Annotated in this window: 18 protein-coding genes and 1 pseudogene; 4 read left to right on the top strand and 15 right to left on the bottom strand. The window is 59.6% G+C overall.

Annotated features, from left to right (window positions below):
• Nucleotides 1–13 precede the first annotated feature (13 nt).
• From AC1MDT_RS22740 to AC1MDT_RS22710, 7 genes are all read right to left on the bottom strand, one after another.
• Nucleotides 14–1,462: an efflux transporter outer membrane subunit gene (locus AC1MDT_RS22740; RefSeq protein ID WP_480419045.1), complete on the bottom strand. Its 1,449-nt coding sequence runs from the start codon at nucleotides 1,460–1,462 to the stop codon at nucleotides 14–16.
• Nucleotides 1,459–2,346: an efflux RND transporter periplasmic adaptor subunit gene (locus AC1MDT_RS22735; protein ID WP_480419044.1), complete on the bottom strand. Its 888-nt coding sequence runs from the start codon at nucleotides 2,344–2,346 to the stop codon at nucleotides 1,459–1,461. Before AC1MDT_RS22735 ends, AC1MDT_RS22740 begins: the two co-directional genes overlap by 4 nt.
• Nucleotides 2,343–2,552 carry a DUF1656 domain-containing protein gene (locus tag AC1MDT_RS22730; protein ID WP_008059581.1) on the bottom strand — a complete coding sequence of 70 codons (210 nt, stop codon included), beginning with the start codon at nucleotides 2,550–2,552 and terminating at the stop codon, nucleotides 2,343–2,345. The genes AC1MDT_RS22735 and AC1MDT_RS22730 overlap by 4 nt, the downstream gene beginning before the upstream one ends.
• A complete protein-coding gene (locus tag AC1MDT_RS22725) occupies nucleotides 2,549–4,621 on the bottom strand; it encodes an FUSC family protein (protein WP_480419043.1) in 2,073 nt (690 codons plus the stop codon). The genes AC1MDT_RS22730 and AC1MDT_RS22725 overlap by 4 nt, the downstream gene beginning before the upstream one ends.
• A complete protein-coding gene (locus AC1MDT_RS22720) occupies nucleotides 4,618–5,046 on the bottom strand; it encodes a MarR family winged helix-turn-helix transcriptional regulator (RefSeq protein ID WP_480419042.1) in 429 nt (142 codons plus the stop codon). Before AC1MDT_RS22720 ends, AC1MDT_RS22725 begins: the two co-directional genes overlap by 4 nt.
• Nucleotides 5,047–5,169: 123 nt before the next feature.
• On the bottom strand, nucleotides 5,170–5,415 hold the full coding sequence (locus AC1MDT_RS22715; protein WP_480419041.1) for a DUF2789 domain-containing protein: 246 nt from the start codon (nucleotides 5,413–5,415) through the stop codon (nucleotides 5,170–5,172).
• Between the two features lie 114 nt (nucleotides 5,416–5,529).
• Entirely contained in the window at nucleotides 5,530–5,991 is a 462-nt protein-coding gene (locus tag AC1MDT_RS22710; RefSeq protein WP_480419040.1) for an aminoacyl-tRNA deacylase, read from the bottom strand.
• A 252-nt stretch (nucleotides 5,992–6,243) separates the two neighbouring features.
• On the opposite strand from AC1MDT_RS22710, the gene AC1MDT_RS22705 reads away from it, so the two are divergent.
• Entirely contained in the window at nucleotides 6,244–6,777 is a 534-nt protein-coding gene (locus AC1MDT_RS22705; RefSeq protein WP_480419039.1) for an NfeD family protein, read from the top strand.
• Nucleotides 6,778–6,779: 2 nt separating this feature from the next.
• Nucleotides 6,780–7,535 (top strand): slipin family protein, encoded by a 756-nt coding sequence (locus AC1MDT_RS22700; protein WP_008034707.1) that lies wholly within the window; start codon nucleotides 6,780–6,782, stop codon nucleotides 7,533–7,535.
• Between the two features lie 45 nt (nucleotides 7,536–7,580).
• On the opposite strand, the gene AC1MDT_RS22695 is transcribed toward AC1MDT_RS22700, so the two are convergent.
• Both AC1MDT_RS22695 and AC1MDT_RS22690 read right to left on the bottom strand, forming a co-directional pair.
• Nucleotides 7,581–9,152: a glycosyltransferase family 39 protein gene (locus AC1MDT_RS22695; protein WP_480419038.1), complete on the bottom strand. Its 1,572-nt coding sequence runs from the start codon at nucleotides 9,150–9,152 to the stop codon at nucleotides 7,581–7,583.
• 58 nt (nucleotides 9,153–9,210) lie between these two features.
• A pseudogene (locus AC1MDT_RS22690) lies at nucleotides 9,211–9,445 on the bottom strand (hypothetical protein); the annotation flags it as partial.
• A gap of 329 nt (nucleotides 9,446–9,774) precedes the next feature.
• Here AC1MDT_RS22690 and AC1MDT_RS22685 point away from each other — a divergent pair.
• On the top strand, nucleotides 9,775–10,512 hold the full coding sequence (locus AC1MDT_RS22685) for an RHS repeat-associated core domain-containing protein (protein ID WP_480419037.1): 738 nt from the start codon (nucleotides 9,775–9,777) through the stop codon (nucleotides 10,510–10,512).
• A 70-nt stretch (nucleotides 10,513–10,582) separates the two neighbouring features.
• Here AC1MDT_RS22685 and AC1MDT_RS22680 read toward each other — a convergent pair whose 3' ends face one another.
• Genes AC1MDT_RS22680 through AC1MDT_RS22665 form a run of 4 tightly spaced genes read right to left on the bottom strand, consistent with a single transcriptional unit; the run spans nucleotide 10,583 to nucleotide 14,275 of the window.
• On the bottom strand, nucleotides 10,583–11,449 hold the full coding sequence (locus tag AC1MDT_RS22680; RefSeq protein WP_480419036.1) for an ABC transporter permease: 867 nt from the start codon (nucleotides 11,447–11,449) through the stop codon (nucleotides 10,583–10,585).
• A gap of 20 nt (nucleotides 11,450–11,469) precedes the next feature.
• The gene (locus AC1MDT_RS22675; protein WP_480419035.1) at nucleotides 11,470–12,330 is read right to left on the bottom strand and encodes an ABC transporter ATP-binding protein; all 861 of its coding nucleotides are present in this window, start codon (nucleotides 12,328–12,330) and stop codon (nucleotides 11,470–11,472) included.
• Nucleotides 12,331–12,335: 5 nt separating this feature from the next.
• Nucleotides 12,336–13,361 carry an ABC transporter substrate-binding protein gene (locus AC1MDT_RS22670; protein WP_480419034.1) on the bottom strand — a complete coding sequence of 342 codons (1,026 nt, stop codon included), beginning with the start codon at nucleotides 13,359–13,361 and terminating at the stop codon, nucleotides 12,336–12,338.
• Nucleotides 13,362–13,378: 17 nt separating this feature from the next.
• On the bottom strand, nucleotides 13,379–14,275 hold the full coding sequence (locus tag AC1MDT_RS22665; protein WP_480419033.1) for a TauD/TfdA dioxygenase family protein: 897 nt from the start codon (nucleotides 14,273–14,275) through the stop codon (nucleotides 13,379–13,381).
• 229 nt (nucleotides 14,276–14,504) lie between these two features.
• On the opposite strand from AC1MDT_RS22665, the gene AC1MDT_RS22660 reads away from it, so the two are divergent.
• The gene (locus AC1MDT_RS22660) at nucleotides 14,505–14,870 is read left to right on the top strand and encodes a tryptophan synthase subunit beta (protein WP_480419032.1); all 366 of its coding nucleotides are present in this window, start codon (nucleotides 14,505–14,507) and stop codon (nucleotides 14,868–14,870) included.
• 102 nt (nucleotides 14,871–14,972) lie between these two features.
• On the opposite strand, the gene AC1MDT_RS22655 is transcribed toward AC1MDT_RS22660, so the two are convergent.
• Both AC1MDT_RS22655 and lapD read right to left on the bottom strand, forming a co-directional pair.
• Entirely contained in the window at nucleotides 14,973–15,287 is a 315-nt protein-coding gene (locus AC1MDT_RS22655) for a DUF6124 family protein (protein ID WP_480419031.1), read from the bottom strand.
• A gap of 488 nt (nucleotides 15,288–15,775) precedes the next feature.
• Nucleotides 15,776–17,722: a cyclic di-GMP receptor LapD gene (gene lapD / locus AC1MDT_RS22650; protein WP_480419030.1), complete on the bottom strand. Its 1,947-nt coding sequence runs from the start codon at nucleotides 17,720–17,722 to the stop codon at nucleotides 15,776–15,778.
• Between the last annotated feature and the right edge of the window lie 14 nt (nucleotides 17,723–17,736).

Here is a 17,736-nt window from a genome sequence, read left to right as displayed (position 1 = left end):
CATAGCAACGGCCTCAGGGTTTGCCGGGTTGTGAGCCTTGCGTTCGTCCGCTTTCCCAGCCGCCACCCAATGCCAGGAACAAATCGATCTGGCTCATGGCAACCTGGGTGTTGGCGGAAGCCAATTGCGCCCGCACATCGGTGTAGGTGCGCGTGGCTTGCAAATCCGCCAAAAACGACGCGCGGCCGGCCTGGAAGAAGCGGTGAGTCTGGTCTGCCGCCAGTTGCGCCGATTGTTCGGCGTCCGCCAAGGCATCGCGACGTTGCAACAACGCGGAGTACTGCGCCAGCCCGGTTTGGGTCTCACGAATGGCGTTGAGCACCACGCCATCGAAATGCGCCAGCGTGCCCTGGGTCGTCGCCTCAGCCTCACGAATGCGTGCCCGAGAGCCGTTGGAGGGTACGGTCCAGGTCAGCAAGGGGCCGAAGCCCCAGCGGTTGGTCGCCGGTTTGCCGAGGTCTTCCAGAATACCGACCGTACCGACGGTCGCGCCGATGCTGATGTTCGGGTACAACTCGCCGGTTGCAATGCCAATGCCGGCAGTCGCCGCCGCCAGCTGACGTTCGGCTTGCCGCACATCGGGACGACGCTTGAGCAAGGTGGCGCCGTCACCCACCGGCAACAATTGGGTAATCTTCGGCAGCTCGGCGCAAGTGGCGGTGCCGGCCGGCAGTTGATCCACCGGTTCGGCCAGCAACATCGACAGCCGGAACAACCCGGCCTGACGCGCCGCCTCATAGCGCGGCATGTCGGCGCGCAAGGATTTGAACTGGGTTTGCGAGCGGGTGACCTGGGTTTCATCACCCCGCCCGGCATCGCGCAAACGTTGGATCAAGCTCGTGCTCTGGGCTTGCAAGTCGAGGGAATGCTGAGCAATTTCCCGCTCTTCGTTGGCCGCGCAGACCTGGGTGTAAGCACGAACAACATCGGCCACCAGGGTGATGCGTGCGGTATCGGCCGCCGCTTGTGTTGCGTCGGCATTGGCCTTGGCCGCCTCGATACCGCGCTGCAACGTGCCGAACAGGTCGAACTGATAGGACGTCGTGATGCCGATATCACCCACGTTGGCCACCGGCACTTTCTCCGGTATCAAGAACGCTTCGCCAGACTCCTGCAAACGCTGGGCGCCGAGCTTCACACCGCCACTCCAACCGCCCGCCGCCTGCGCTTCGTCGACCTGAGCATGAGCCCGCGAGAGCCTCGCTGCCGCCACGCGTAAATCGGTATTGGAGGCCATGGCCTGCTGGACTAATTGATCGAGGCGCGGATCCTGATACAAGCGCCACCAATCGCTGGGTACCGGCACGGAGACGACATTTTTGCCGTTCACCGCCAGATCGCCCTGCAAATCTTCACGGTGTATGGCGGCTTGATCTGGCAGGTGATAATCCGGGCCGACCACCTGACACGCCGACAGCAACAGGCCTAATCCGGCGACCGCCAAACCCGAGGCCCTGCTCATTTAGACGGCTCCTGCTGTTGGTCGTCGATGATCGATACTGTCGCGGTTCGCCCGGCAATCATGCGGAAATCCTCCGGTACGTCGTCGAAGGCGATCCGCACCGGAATCCGCTGGGCCAGCCGCACCCAGCTGAACGCCGGGTTGATGTTTGGCAGCAGGTTGCTGCCACTGCTGCGGTCGCGGTCTTCGATACCGGCGACGATGCTTTCCACATGGCCGCGCAGTCGAGTGCGATCGCCAATCACACGGATGTCGACGCGCTGGCCGACATGGATGCCGTTCAGCTTGGTTTCTTCGAAATAACCGTCGATGTGGAACGAATTGCTGTCCACCACCGACAACACCGGCCGCCCGGCGCTGACGAACTCTTGCGCGCGCGGCGCGCGGTCGTTGACGTAACCGTCCACGGGGCTGCGGATCACCGAGCGGTCCAGATTCAGTTGTGCGCTGTCCACCGCCACCTGAGCTTCCATCAGCGCCACCTCGGCGCGGGCGACTCGGGATTGGCTTTCTTCCAGTTGCTCGCCCGGCACCAGATTGCCCAGGCCACGATTACGCTTGGCTTCGCGCTGCGCCTGAGCCAGGGTTTCCTGACGGTCGGCAACCGCGGCCTTGGCTTGACGCAAGGCCAACTTGAAACGGTCCGGGTCGATGCTGAACAGCACCTGGCCACTCTTCACCCACTGGTTGTCGCGCACGTCCACTTGCTGGATCAGCCCGGACACGTCCGGGGCGATCTGCACGATGTCGGCACGGATGTGGCCGTCGCGGGTCCAGGGCGCAAACATGTAGTACATCACCATGCGCCAGACCACAACGACGGCGAAGGTCACGATCAGCAGGGTCAACACGACGCGACCGAGGGTCAAAAAAGGTTTTTTCATGTCATCAGGTATCGACTGAGTGAGTCCACGGCGCCGAGCAGCAAAGCGTAGAGAGCCACGTTGAACAATGCCCGGTGCCAGACCAGACGGTAAAAGTGCAGGCGCGTCAGCACCCCGTGCACCAACAGGTACAACACATACGTAATGCCCATCAGCACCAGCAGCGTGGGCAGGAACACCCCGCTGATATCCAGGTCACCGATCATAAAGGCGCTCCATCAATACCATGGGGAAGCGGCTCTTCGAGTTCGCCAGTGCCGACGAATTCAACGCCGGGCAGCAGTGCCAGACGCAAGCCACTCAAGGCGTGCAGCAACGGTAGACGGGCGCCGTCATCGCAATCGCGGTTCAGGGCGCGGCGCGTACGGTCCATGGTCATCAACAATGCACCCGGCGCCGGCAGGCGCTCGCCAGCCTTGAGGCAGGCCTTGAAGTATTCGCCGACCTCGGCCACCACTTGATGCAGCAATGCTTGCGGTACGCCGAGCACTCGCGGTGTATAGGCAAGCAGGTCGAGCACATTCAGCGCCACGCGCACTTCGCGCAGGGCGATGCCGGTGTCCTGGCCGGTCATGGCCAGCCGCGGCAGATGCTGCATCAGGCGGTCGAGCATCTGCACGCCCAAGTGCCGGTGTTCGGCCAGTGTGGCCGGCTCGCTGAGGCTGACGATGTCGCGCCAGCTGAAGCGGGTCAGGCGCTTGGCCGCCAATTCGGCACCGAACGGCCGAGCGATCAGGGTCCAGACAAACGCAAACAGCAGCCCGATGGGGCCGGCCAGATTGGAGTTGGCGAAGCTGAGGAAGTCCGCATCGTAAGCACCTTGAATACTGATGAAAGACGAAGTGTTCACAAGGGTCAGCAGCATGCCCAGGTAAAACTGCGGCTTTACCGTCAGGGTGCCGATGCAAATGAACGGCACGGCGAACGCCAGCACCAGCATCGGAAAGTCATGCAGGTTGGGCAGGACCAGAAACAGATAAAGGCTGGCAAGCAACACCGACATCGCGGTCCAGAAAAAGAATCGGAAGATCTGCGGCGCAGGGTCGTCCATCGAGGCGAAGAAACTGCACGCCACCGCTGCCAGAATCACGGCGGAGCCACCGTCGATCCAACCGAGCTGGATCCACAGCACCGAGGCGACGATGATCGCGGTGACCGTGGACGCCGCCGAATAGAGCATCAGCCCACGGTCGAGAAACGGCGTCAGGCGACCGAGACGCCAATGCCGATACACCGCGCGCCAGCTGTCCTGGCTTTCACACTGGATGGCGACTTGCAGGCTGCGACAGTCCTGCCACAAATCGATCCATTCGCCGAGGCGGTAGAGCGCGTTGGAGAACAGCAGTTGCTTGCGATCATCCAGCGCCTCGGCGGACGGTTGCAGCGCTTCGAGCTGATCTTTCAACGACTGCCAGCGACCGAGATCGGCATCGTTGTGGTTGAGCCATTCGGTGGTCGCAGTCAGCAAAGGGGCAAACTTGTCCACCAGTTCGGGCGTACGCCGTTCCAGCGCATAAAGCGCATCGTCGAGGGCGTCGATCACGGGCAACAGGTGAATCATCCGACCACGCAGCTCTTTGGTATTGCGCACCGTTTGCGGGCCCGCGCCTTCGTGAGGCAACTGACCAATCATCAATTCCAGACTGTTGAAAGTCGTCACCATCGCGGAGCGCAGGCTACTGACTTCATCTGGCTGCACGTTGCGGCTGAGGAAACGCAGGCTATAGGTCGAAGCATCGGTGAACCACTTGCTCACCGAATCGTTGAACACCGGCGCCAGCCGCCGTGGCCAGAACACAGCGCCCATCACCGCCGCCACGGCGATGCCGAGGAATATTTCTTCAGTCCGCGCTTCGGCCACATCCCACACCGCCAATGGGTTGTTCACCACTGGTAAGGCGATCAGCGGCAATGTGTACCCGGCGAGCATGAGCGCGTAACTGTTGGCGGTGCGCAAGTGCAGGGACAGGAACAGCAACGTCCCGGTCCACAGGGCAATGACCACCACCAGTACATAAGGACTCTGGACAAACATCGGCACGAAAAAAACCGCCGCCGCTGCACCGAAAAAGGTCCCTATCGCGCGGTATAGCGCTTTGGAGCTGGTCGGGCCGACAAACGGGCTGGAGACGATGTAAACCGTCGCCATCGCCCAATAGGGACGCGGCATCTGCATGAGCAGGGCGATGTACAGCGCAATCATCGAGGCGGCAAACGTGCGCACCCCGTAGAACCAATCCCGTGCGGGAGGCACGCCAGTGAAAAAACCGCTCAAGGGTTCACCGCCGACGGTGGGTTGGCCGCTTCAAAGGCTTTCAATACCCGCAGCGTGGCCTCCAGATCACTCTGGTCGATCCCTTCAAGCACTTCATTGCGCAAGCGTACCAGCTCGATTTCAACGGCCTGAACCAACTCGCGGCCAGTCTCAGTCAGGCTCAGGCATTTGGCGCGACGGTCGTTGGCGTCTTCGGTCCGACGGACGTAGCCAGAATGGCAGAGTTGATCCAACAGACGCACCAGTGACGGACTCTCCATGCCCGCCGCCTGCGCCACCGTCACCTGACGCACACCCTCGCCCAAACGCCCGATCATCAACAACGGGACGGCGCAGGCTTCGGAGATTCCGTAATTGACCAGCGTGGTCTGGCAGATCTTCCGCCAATGCCTGGCGGCCACCACCATGGCGCTGCTGATGTTCATCTGGAGAACGTCGAGGTTCTTCGGCACGGGACAATGCACACTGTTAGTTTGCTAACTATCAATATGGCATTTCAGGAGAAAGCTGGTCAAGTCTTGAAACAATTAATGCGCTTCTGGCCAGGTTTAACCGCCTCGCCCCTTCCTCAGCAGCACATCCAATTGATCCACCACCTCCGCCCAATCCGCATCATCCAGAATCTCGTCGCGCAAGAATGCCGCTTGGCACTCGGTCCAGAAAAACGCGTCCGCCAGGTGCAGTTCGGGTTTTAGCGGGGAATGGGTGGCGATGAACTGGTCAATGCTGACCGGGTCGTTTTCCAGGCCCAGTTGTTTGAACAGGGATGGGAGGCTGTGGGTTGGGGATTCCATAGTGGGGCTCCTGGTGACAGAAATATTTTCGCGAGCAAGCTCGCTCCTACAGTTGTCCGCGCTTCCCCTGTAGGAGCGAGCTTGCTCGCGATGGTGTAATTGACGCTAAAAAAATTAATGACTCAACTCACACACCTCGGCATGCGGCACCATTTTCAGAAATTCCGGCACGCTCATGTGCAGCAAGTTGTTGTGGTTACCGGCCTCCACGTAAATGTCTTTCTGCCGGGTCAGCAAAGGGTCGATGACCATGTCTAGCCCATAGGACTCACCCAATGCCGGGACCGCACCGCGTTCGCAATCGTTGAACAGGTGCGCCAGGGTACTTTCCCGGGTGACTTGCCATTCGCCGCTGCCACGTACTTTGCTCAGGTCCAGATGACGGTTCGCCGGCAGCACGGCCATCAGGTAATGACCGTGGTGGTCATCGAGGATCACCGATTTGGCCACCCGTTCGGCAGGAATGCCCGCGACCCGCGCCGTTTCAAGGCTGCTGGCCGAGTGTGGGTGGGTGACGACGTCATATTCGCATTGCGCCTTCTCAAGGCTGCTTTGCACGGTTTTTGCCATACGCATGATGCACCTCGGTGTCCGCAACAGCTGGTGGCGGACGATGGTTAAATCTGTTCGCTTCATCTCAAAGTCTAGGCCCGCTGGCGCAATCGCGCGGGAAATTTGCCGGTCGGGCGACGTCGACAATTGAGCAAAATTCATACAATTCATAGCTCGACTAGACTGTATGAAGCGATGAGCTAACGCGGACTGCCTGAATCAGCACGGTGCTCTCAGGATCATCGCGAGCAAGCTCGCTCCTACAAGGAGGGTCAAGTGAACACTCGTTGTTGTGCAGTTGCGCTGCTGTTGGCCTTGAGTGGATCGGCGCTCGCGGCGGACACCGTCGTGCTGCTGGTTCCCAACCCCATCGGGATCTGGCTGATCACGTTCGGCATCGCGTTTCTGATCGCTGAGGCGGCCCTGCCCAATTACGGCGTGATCGGTTTGGGCGGGATTGTGATGTTCGTGATCGGTGCGGTGATTCTGAGCAACACCGAAGTGCCCGTTCCTTTGATGATTGGCCTGGGGCTGGTGAGTGCCCTGCTGCTGATTTTCCTGCTGATCCACGCCCTGAAAACCCGACCGCGCCACACGGTCAGTGGCGATGCCGGCCTCATCGGCAGCGTAGCCCCGGTGACGTCATTACGGGCGGGCAATGCCTACAGCGGCTGGGTGCACCTGCAAGGAGAACAGTGGCAAATACTCAGCGCTACGCCACTGCAACCGGGGCAGCAAGTCCGGGTAGTGGCGCGCAAGGGATTACTGCTGCAAGTGGCCGCGGCTGACGCGGCGTCGGCTGGAGAATAAACATGGGCCTGCAACTGGGTTTTGCCGCACTGCTGCTGTTGGTCATTGCGCTGGCGGGATCGACCTTCCGCATCCTGCGCGAATACGAGCGCGGGGTGGTGTTCCAGCTCGGCCGCTTCTGGCAGGTCAAAGGCCCAGGCCTGATCCTGCTGATTCCAGTGGTCCAGCAAATGGTCCGCGTCGACTTGCGTACCGTGGTCCTCGACGTGCCGCCTCAAGACGTGATCACCCGCGACAACGTCTCGGTCAAGGTCAACGCCGTGCTGTACTTCCGGGTGCTCGATCCGCAGAAAGCGATCATCCAGGTCGAGGACTTTCTCATGGCCACCAGCCAACTGGCCCAGACCACGTTGCGGGCGGTGCTCGGTAAACATGAACTCGATGAGCTGCTGGCCGAGCGCGAACGGCTGAACATCGACATCCAGCAAGTGCTCGATGCCCAGACCGACGCGTGGGGCATCAAGGTCGCCAACGTCGAGATCAAGCATGTGGACCTCAACGAATCGATGGTCCGTGCCATCGCCAAACAGGCCGAAGCCGAGCGGGAACGCCGGGCTAAAGTCATCCACGCCGAAGGGGAATTGCAGGCCTCGGAAAAACTCATGCAAGCCGCCGAAATGCTCGGCCGTCAACCCGGCGCCATGCAGTTGCGCTACATGCAGACGCTGAGCTCGATTGCCGGGGACAAGAGTTCGACCATTGTCTTCCCGCTGCCGATCGAATTGCTCAAGGGCATGGCAGATTTGTCGAAGCCTTGAGCAATCAGCGTTTCAGGGAAACCGTTTAAACCTCCGGCCGTCGGTTCAATGCAGCACGAATAAACGCGCATTGGCGCCGCCGGCGTGGGCTTCGCCAACGCTCTGCCAGCCTGCGGGCAAGGGCGCAAACTCGTCCGGCACATTCGCGGTGCCGATCAACCATACTCTGCCACTGCCTTTGGGCAAGCCACCAAGGCTGTCGAGATAGATGTCCTGGGTTACCAGTGTGCCGAAACCATAGTCATTCGGTCGGCTAGAAGCACCATTGGCCAGCGGCGGGGTGTACAGCAGCGGTTTTGCATCGGTGCGGTTGTAATAGACGTAGCAGAGGTACCAGAGCATATCGCTGGTGACGATCCGGTCGCCGGTCACGAAGTGCTGGTTCACGTAGTCGACCATCACGCTGATCTGATCATTGATATCCACCGTGGCGTTGTTCTTCACGCCCACCAGTTCCACGCCGACAAACAGCACCAGCACAGTCAGCGCCAGCACCCGAAACCCTGAATACAGGCGATCAATGGCCAGCGCGACAATCATTGGCAGCCCCAAGGCATAGGCCGTCAGGTAACGCTCGATGAACACCGGCGAGATAAACGACACTCCGAACAGCAGCAGCAACGGCAGCGCCGTGTAGATCACCAGCAGCGCACTGCCACGAAAGACACTGCGATCCCGCACCAGTGCCACGCCAGCAACGGCCAGTAGCGCCAGCGGCAGCGCGATAAAAAGCAGCGTTGGAAAGGTTTCACCATCGTCCTGGATCAAAAATGACCAGACCATCGAAGGTAACGAGTCTAACGTGACAGGCGCTTCCCACCCCACGTCGCCATTGGCTTTGAGCTGATCCATGTGCTGAATCAGATCGATCAGACTCGGCACCCATGGCAGGAACAACAGCACGATCGCCATGTTCGCCAACCACCAGCCGGGACGCTGAATATGCCGCAGGCGGTACCCTGGCTGTACGCGGAGCAGCCCAAGATACAACCAGTGGCACAGCACACACAGAGCGGTGAAGTAATGGGTGTAGAGCCCGGCAGCCATCAACAACGCATACGCCACCAGATAACGCGTGCGCCGGGGGTGTCTGATCCAGTAGACCAGAGCAATCGTGGCGCCGATCAACAACAGGCCCAGCAGCGAATACATGCGCACTTCCTGGCTGTAACGCACCGCCGTGGGCAGCAGCGCCAGCAGGAAACCAGTCAGTAACGCGGCACGCCGGGTGGCGAGCAGGTCCACCAGCCAGACGCCGAGCCATACCGTGGCGATCCCGGGCAATGCGCTGAGAATACGGATCGAAAAAATACCGTCGCCGAACAGCCCGACCCAGCCATGCAATAGCATGAAATACAGCGGTGGGTGTACGTCATGCGCCGCGTGCGACCAGATTCCGGCCAGGGAAAATTGGCTCAGCAGCAAACTGGACCCTTCATCACCCCAGATGGCCGCCGCCGTCAGGTCGTAGAGACGCACCAGCGTGGCCAATGCCAGAATCGGCAACAGCCAGAGCTCCTGCGCCCACCGCATCCAGCGCTGAACAATCGCACGGACGCCGCGCGCCGCGTGCGGATCATCAGTGCCGTCAAGCGGCGTTTCTCTGCGTGCCTCCATTGTTACCCCTTGCAATTGCCGGTCCAAACACCACATCCATAACCACGAAACCAGCTGGTCACTGTAGGGTAGGTGCAGTTCCGTTGTCGATGCTGGCTTTGCGACCTACGTCACCGGCCAGCGGATACACCGACTCCCACCCCCCCGCCCAACGCTTTGTACAGCCCAACCAAGGCCAGCGACACCCCGGTCGGGCTCTCCACCCCACTGTTCCTGCGTCGCCAAATAACGCGCCTTGTACCGTTCAGCACATTGACGAAATCCACCACCCCTTCGACGTATTGCTGTTGCGCGCCCCCATGAACCAAAGTCGCTCGGCTGCATGGCTTGGGAGCCGATGGCGACGCACACGGCCCCAGAAATCCAGTTCCCAGGACGCGGAGAATCCTGCGTCCCACAGGTTGAACGCCGAATCACCCTTGCACCCTGTGGGAGCGAGCTTGCTCGCGATGGTGTGTCAGGAAAATTGATGTCGACTGGTGCCCATCGCGAGCAAGCTCGCTCCTACAAGGGGAGGTGTGCGGGTTCGGCACGGCTGAACCTAGCAGTTCTGATAGTTCTCAACCTGGGCTCAGGCGTGTAGAACTGAGCACCCCATGCCCCACTTCCGTGAAGGTTTTTTATGAGTCAACCCACATCTGTTGATCAAAAGAACCCGAACGGGTCACGCACGGTGTTGCTGGCAACCAACAACAGCCAATCGATCATTGGCGAAGTCGTCGATGGCAAGACCAATGCCATCGCCTATTCCGCCTACGGTCATCTGTCCGGTCAGCAGGAAGTCGCTACGCACCTGGGCTTCAACGGCCAATTGCGCGAAGCAAACATCGGCTGGTATTTGTTGGGTAATGGCCACCGCGCCTACAACCCGCGATTGATGCGTTTTCAGAGCGCCGACAGTTTGAGTCCATTTGGTAAGGGCGGATTGAATGCATATATGTATTGCGGCGGCGAGCCGATGATGAATTCGGATCCGACGGGGCAATCGATATGGGCGGTTTCTCGCTTTGTGCAGTCGTTGACGGACAAAGTGGGAACCGCAGCTATTCAGGTGCTCAGCAAGACCAAATCAACCATCGGCAATGGTGTGTCGCAAGTATTGGGGGCCGCACAGAGTGCGAAGAAGGCCGTTGCCAACAATTTTTTGTTTGATCCTAATGTATTGAAAAAACTCGGTCCTCCTCCTCCCAAGTTCCAACAGCGACCGCGAGCGGATCGCGTTTACCCTGAAAATCGATATTTAAACCAATACGACAGTCCACATATTTCTAACTTACCGCTCAATCAACGAAACAGCGGAGCTTCAACATCCGTCGGTGAAGTTCGCAACCCCTCGGGCGAAAGGGCGCACCGAAAATGAAGGTTGACCCTGAAGCTCTCATCGGCGGAGGAATTTAAACGACCCCAACTATCGGCGCGGTGAGCCATCCTCACCGCTGCATCCCCCACCGCTTCACCGTCACCCGCTCCAACGTATCAAACACCAAATTCTCCACCAGCAACCCAATCAAAATCACCACCGCCAGCCCGGCAAACACCTTGTCCGTGTACAGCTCATTGCGATTCTGAAAGATGTACCACCCCAAACCACCCTTGCCACTGGTCGCACCAAACACCAACTCGGCGGCGATCAGCGTGCGCCAGGCAAAAGCCCAGCCGATTTTCAGCCCGGCGAGAATTGATGGCAGCGCACCGGGAATCAGGATGAACAGCACAAAGCGCATGCCCTTCAAACCATAATTACGACCGGCCATGCGCAGCGTTTCCGAGACGCCAAGGAACCCGGCATAAGTGTTCAACGCCAACGCCCAAAGCACCGAATGCACCAGCACGAAAATCAGGCTGTTCTGCCCCAGGCCAAACCACAGCAGCGCCAGCGGCAGCAACGCAATCGCCGGCAGCGGATTGAACATCGAGGTCAATGTACTCAGCAGATCGCGACCGAACCGGGTCGACACCGCCAGCGTCGTCAGGGCAAACGCGAGGACGATGCCAATCAAATAGCCCTTCAGCAACACCACCAGCGAAATCCACACCTTGCTCAGCAATTCACCGCTGAGCAAACCGTGATACAGCGCGCTGCTGGTTTGCAGAAAACTCGGCAACAGCAGGTCGTTGTTTTGCACGCGGGCGACGATTTCCCAGAGCACGGCGAGCAGAATCAGGATCAGGCTTTTGCGCAGCCAACCCTGTTGCCAGAGGCGCTGACCAAGGGGCAATTCACGCTCCAGCGGCACGCTCGTCAGTGGCTGCAATACGGTTTCGAATTCTTCACGCGCAGATGATAAATGGCTCATCGGGCAATCCTCTCAATGGCTCAATAAGCGATGCGAATGTCGGAAAAATCCAGCTCTCGCCCGGTTTCCGGGGACTGGCCTTCTTCAAACAACAACCGGTGAATCCGCCGCGCCGACGCTTGGAATGCCACCCCGCCAAGGCTGTGCAAGTCGTATTGATGGCTGTGGACTTCCGCCCGCACTCGCCCCGGATGCGGCGACAACAGCAGGATGCGGTTGCCGACCACCAGCGCTTCTTCGATGGAGTGAGTGACGAACAACAGGGTGAAGCGCACTTCTTCCCAGAGCAGCAGCAATTCTTCCTGCATCTTGCGTCGGGTCAGGGCGTCGAGGGCGGCGAAGGGTTCGTCCATCAAGAGGATTTTCGGCTGCATCGCCAACGCCCGTGCAATCGCCACACGCGCCTTCATTCCGCCGGACAAGGTGTGCGGGTAGGCATCGGCAAACGCCGCCAGACCCACCTTGTCCAGATAGTGCAGCGCACGCTCTTCAGCCTCTTTGCGTTTGAGGGTCTTGGACGCCAGCAGCGGAAACATTACGTTCTGTTTGACGGTTTTCCACGGTGGCAGTTGATCGAATTCCTGAAACACCACAATGCGATCCGGGCCTGGCGCATGAACGGTTTGCCCTTGCAGCCGAATCTCGCCCTCGCAGGGTTGAATGAACCCGGCGACCGCTTTGAGCAACGTCGATTTACCGCAACCGGAAGGGCCGAGCAGCACAAAGCGATCTGCCGGGTCGATCTCGAAACTGACTTGATGAGTCGCCCGAACCACACGCTGCGGCGTGCGGTATTCGAGGCTGACATTGTCGACCGACAGCAGCGCCTGGGCTGCCGCGACCGGTCTGCTGACCGTGTGGCCTTGCAAAGGGGCGTTCATCTCGATCAGCTCCCTTGCAGCGGTTTTGCATCCTGGAAGAAATAGTCCTTCCACGAGTCCGGTTTGTTTTTGATCGCGCCGACGCGATAGAGGAACTCGGCCAATGGGTAGGTATTTTTTGGGGTGACGCTGAACTCGAACTGCGGGTTGTCGATGATTTTCAGCAGCGCCGCGCGGTCGATTTTTGCCTTGGTGACGCGGATGTACGTATCGGCTGCCGCGCCTTTATCGTTCTGTGCGAATTGCGCTGCTTCGGTCAACGCTTCGACGAACGCCTTATAGGTTTTCGGGTTCTCGTCGCGGAATTTCTCGGTGGCAAACAGCACGGTCGGCGAGTTCGGGCCGAGCACGTCATAGGAATTGAGCACGACGTGCACGTTCGGATTTTCCAGTGCCTGATCCTGAAACGGCGGATTGGAGAAATGCCCGGTCAATTCGGTGCCGCCCGCGATCAGCGCGGCAGTCGCGTCGGGGTGGGGAACGGCGATGGTGTATTTGTCGAGGCGATTGAATTCCTTGTCGCCCCACTGCTTGGCGGCCGCGTATTGCAGGAAGCGCGACTGCACCGATACACCCACCGCCGGCACCGCAATGCGGTCCTTCTCGGTGAAGTCTGCGATGGTTTTGACCTTCGGATTATTGCTCACCAGGTAGTAAGGGAAGTTACCGAGGGAAGCGACGGCTTTGACGTTCTGCTTGCCGTGGGTGCGATCCCAGATCGTCAGCAGCGGGCCAACGCCAGCGCCGGCAATGTCGATGGAACCGGAGAGCAGCGCATCGTTGACCGCCGCGCCGCCGGAGAGCTGGGTCCAGTCGACCTTGATGTCGATGCCTGCCTGCTTGCCGTATTTCTCGATCAGGTTTTGATCGCGCACCACGTTGAGCAGCAGGTACACGATGCCGAACTGTTCGGCGATACGGATCTCACCTTCGGCGTGAGCCACGGTTGGGGCCACCAGGCTACCGGCGAGCAAGCTGAAACCCAAGCCAATGGCCGCGGCCAACGGTGCAAATGAAAGACGTTTGGACATGATGTTTCTCCGACAAATCAGAAAGGCGCGTCGCCCTGGATGGTGGTGCGATACAGCTTGCGGCGCAGAAAGCTTGGGCACCCGGCAGCGAGGTGGATCAGCGATCGGTTGTCCCAGAACACCAGGTCGTGCGGCTGCCATCGATGGCGGTAAATGTTTTGCGGCAGCACGCTGTGGGCGTAGAGCTCGTCGAGCAGTTGTTTGCTCTCGTCTTCCGGCAGACCAACGATGCGAGTGGTGAAACCTTCGCTGACGAACAACGCCTTACGGCCGCTTTCCGGGTGGGTTCGGACGATGGGATGAACCACTTCGGCGACTTGGGCGAGCTGCTCCGGCGTCAGGGTCGGGCGCCAGTTGCCTTCGAATTTGCTCTCGCTGTAGCGCGCCGTGTAGGAATGCGCGGCCGAGCGACCTTCGACGGCGTTGCGCAGTGCCTCGGGGAGGTTGTCCCAGGCTTTGTGCATGTCGGCGAACAAGGTGTCGCCACCTTCGGCTGGCAGCTCTTGGGCGTGCAGCATCGAGCCCAGACTTGGCAGCTCTTTGTAGGAAAGGTCGGAGTGCCAGAACTTGCCGGCGTCCCCGAGGCCGATGGATTGGCCGTTTTCGATGATGTTGGAAACGATGAGAATTTCCGGGTGCCCCTCCAGCAAAAACTGCTTGAGCACATGGATCTGCAACACACCGAAACGGCGGCTGAAGGCAATTTGCTGTTCAGGGGAAATGTGTTGATCGCGAAACACCACGACGTGATGATCCAGGTGCGCCCGGTGGAGGCGGGCGAAGTCCTGATCATTGAGGGGGAGGGCCACATCCAGGCCGACGATTTCGGCCCCGACAGTGCCACTGAACGGGCGGATTTCGAACAACTGCGGCGCGATGTTCGCGGCGTTTGAAGTAGCAGTAGCGGCAGACATAATAAACTCCCACGCACGGCACGCTCACTAGCGCGCGCGTCGATCAGAAACTCACGGAGGATCCGTGCTGGTTCGTGTCGTGCGGCGCGCCGATGGGTCGGCAGGTACGCAGAAGGATGACTTTATAGGTATAAGAAATTTATTTTAAATACCATTAGCGAATAACCATATGGCTTATTTCGCCTATGCTGCTGACAGATATCGCGGCGCCAATGTCGAGGGAAGCTCAATGTTCTACGTGCAACGCAATACAGAAGGCCAACTGATGCGCGTGGAAGCCGAGGCCTACGCCGACTCCACCGAAACCCTGCCGGCCGATCACCCCGATCTACAGGCCTGGTTCGCCAGCGAAGTCATGGCGACCAGCCTCACACAGCTCAAGCAGCTTAAACAGCTTAAGCAACTCAAACAGAGTGACCTGGAAATGATCCGGGTACTCGACGACTTGATCCAGGTACTGATCGGTAAAGGCGTGATTATGGTCACCGACCTGCCGGCTGCCGCCCAGGCCAAACTTATGGACCGGAGCCAGGCGCGTGAAGCGTTGGGCGGGTTGAGTCATTTGATTGATGATGACGAGGATGGGTTGATCTGACCCTGTTCCTTGCGCAGTCTGCATCGACGCCTTCGCGAGCAGGCTCGCTCCCACAGGTTAAAGGTGATCCTGTGGGAGCGAGCCTGCTCGCGAAGGCGATTTTCAGCTAACCACAGGTTTATTCTTGAACAGAAATTCCATCAGCTCCGGCGATTCAAGGTGATCCAGTGCCCGCTCCACCAACAAATGAACCCCGTCAGCCATTCGACTGAGCGCCAGCGCGACGGATCGGCGTGAGCCTTCCACATCGTCGGCCAGGTCGGCAGCGATGGCGCTGATGGAGAGCAGGTCTTCGGAGGCGTTGGCCAGGAGAGCTTCGATGTTGATGTCGGGGGAGACGGTGAAGAGTTGGCCTTTGCGCAGGCAGGTTTCGGAGGTGCCAGTTTCGTCTGGCGGATTCGGGGTTACTTTGAACATATGACATTCCCTAAGTAGTAGTGGGGGCCATCACCGTTCGTTTGCACGCGAACGGGGTGGCGGCCGTGCGCAGGTGTGCAAAACCGGGCCTACTTAGACACCCAGCAGATCCGAGGATCTCCTGCACGCGGCCGCCATAAAGCAGTGAGCATACCAATGCTCATTGAAAGGCAGTACGCGAACTAAATAGTTTGGCCGGATTTGCACGTCCGAGTCACTGTTAATTCAGTGACAAACTCAGACTAGCCATGCGCCGTTAGCCAAACAAGTTCACCAACGCCGCTACAACTTGAAGGAAATCTCCGACGGTGTTGTCCCCACTCAGAACATTCCCACAGCGGTTTGGAGGTGTCTGAACCGACGCCATCGCGAGCAGGCTCGCTCCCACCGTTGATTGGTGGTGGCCGCGGGATTTGCGTACGACACAGAACCAATGTGGGAGCGAGCTTGCTCGCGATGGCGGCCTCATTGGCGAAGCGACCTAAGCCTTAACCCCAGGGCTTGGGCTCACCAATCAACCGCCCCTGAACCCCATATACCCCCATCTCGCGAATCACCGACAGCTCGCCGTCGGTCTCGACCCGCTCGGCAATCAACGGCAAGTCGATGCTGTGGGCCGCGCGCTGAATCGCCTCGATGAACAAGCGCTTGTCGCTCTCTTGATCGATCGTGCGGATGTAGCTGCCGTCGACCTTCAGGTACGCCAACCCGAGCCGCGCCAGGTTGCCGATCATGCTGAATCGCCCACCAAAGTGCTGCAGGCCCAGGGAGAAACCGAGTTCACGCAAACGTCGCGTAAGCGCTTCCAGCACCCCTTGCTCCGGCAGTTGTTCCTCGCCGATTTCCAGGGTCAGTCGCGGCGCCAGACTGGAGTGAGAACGCAGAATCTCGAAGACTTTATCCAGCACCTGCGGGTCCGCCAACGTCGCCGAAGACAGGTTCAGTGCCAGCGACTCTTCGTGGCTGGCCATCTGCTCGAACACCAACTCCAGCATCAGACGGTCCAGCCGGGCAGCCCAACCAAAACGCTCCAGCCAGGGCAGGAAGCGCCCGGCGGGAATACTCTGGCCCTGGTCGTCAATCAAACGCGAAAGTACTTTGTAATGCAGCACCAGTTGCGTGTCCTGGCTGGCCACCACCGGCTGGAAATACAACTCGAAACGCCGCTGACCCAGCGCCTGATCCAGTAAGCGGTGCCAGCCATGAGGGTCATCGCCGACACGGGCCGATGCACTGTGATCCAGGCAGACCCAACTCGAATCGCCCTGGCCTTCGGCCTGCGCGAGCGCCTGATCCGCCAGCCCGAGCAGTGCTTGCGGTGAGTCGCCATGAATGAACGGCGCCAGTCCGATTGACGCTACCGAGGCCACATCGGTGGCACCCGTCGTATGCAGGCTGGCCAGGGCATTGTCGAGGTTCTGCGCCAGTTGCAGCGCTTCTTCGCGCACCAGTCCCGGGGCCAGCACGGCAAATTCTCCACCACGAATCCGCGTGACGAGGTTTAGCGTCTCCGGATATTTGGCGCACTCACGGGACAGTTGTTCGCCCACCGCTTTGATTAATTCATCCGTGTGTTGACCGCCGCGACGCTGATTCTGCCCGGCCAGATCCTTGATCCGCAGCAGCAGCAGGTAACCCGAACTGGCCTGTTCGGGATTACTCACTCGCGCATTCAGTTGCATCTCGAAATAGCGCCGGTTGGCCAACCCGGTCAAGGTGTCCTGATAGGACTCGACCCGCAGTTTTTCGCTGCGCTCGGCCTGCTCCTGAAACAGCGCTTTAAGCTTCTCGACCATCTGATTCATGGCCTGCACCACGCGGCGCAATTCCGGGGTGCGCGGCAGGTCTGGCAGGCTGAGGAATTCCCGACGGGCGATGGCGTGGGATTGCTGGACCATGTAGTCCAGCGGTTTCAATTGCCGGCGCAGCAACAGCGCCCCCAATGCCGCGCTCACTGCGCCACAGAGCAGCAACCAGCCCAGGCTGCCCAACGCACTCTGCCAAAGCTTGGCTAACGCGAACATCGGGTGGCTGACCACCTCCACCCGTGCGGCCTGTTCCCAGCCACGACTGACGATCGCATCGCCGCCCGCCGGTTCGAGGCCAATCAGTTTGACGAACCAGTCGGGTACGTTGTTCACCGCTGGAATACCGCTACGCTCGACCAGCGTCTTGTCGTTCGACAGGTCAACCACCCGGATGCTCGCGTAATAACCACTGTCGAAAATCGAACTGACCAGCAACTCAACCATCGCCGGATCGTCGATGTTCGGCGTCAAGGACAGCGCCAACGCGGTCGCCGCGTCCTGGGCGTGAGAGCGCAACTGGTTGACGTACTGGGTACGCGAGCTCTCCAGGCTGACCATGAAGCTGCCGGTGAAGGCGACGACCAGGAACAGACAGATAGCGATCAACAGCTGTTTGAACAAAGACATCTAAACGCGTGCTC

It is taken from the genome of Pseudomonas sp. ASL7 (genome assembly GCF_056680375.1).
This window is presented reverse-complemented; position numbering and strand designations above follow the sequence as displayed.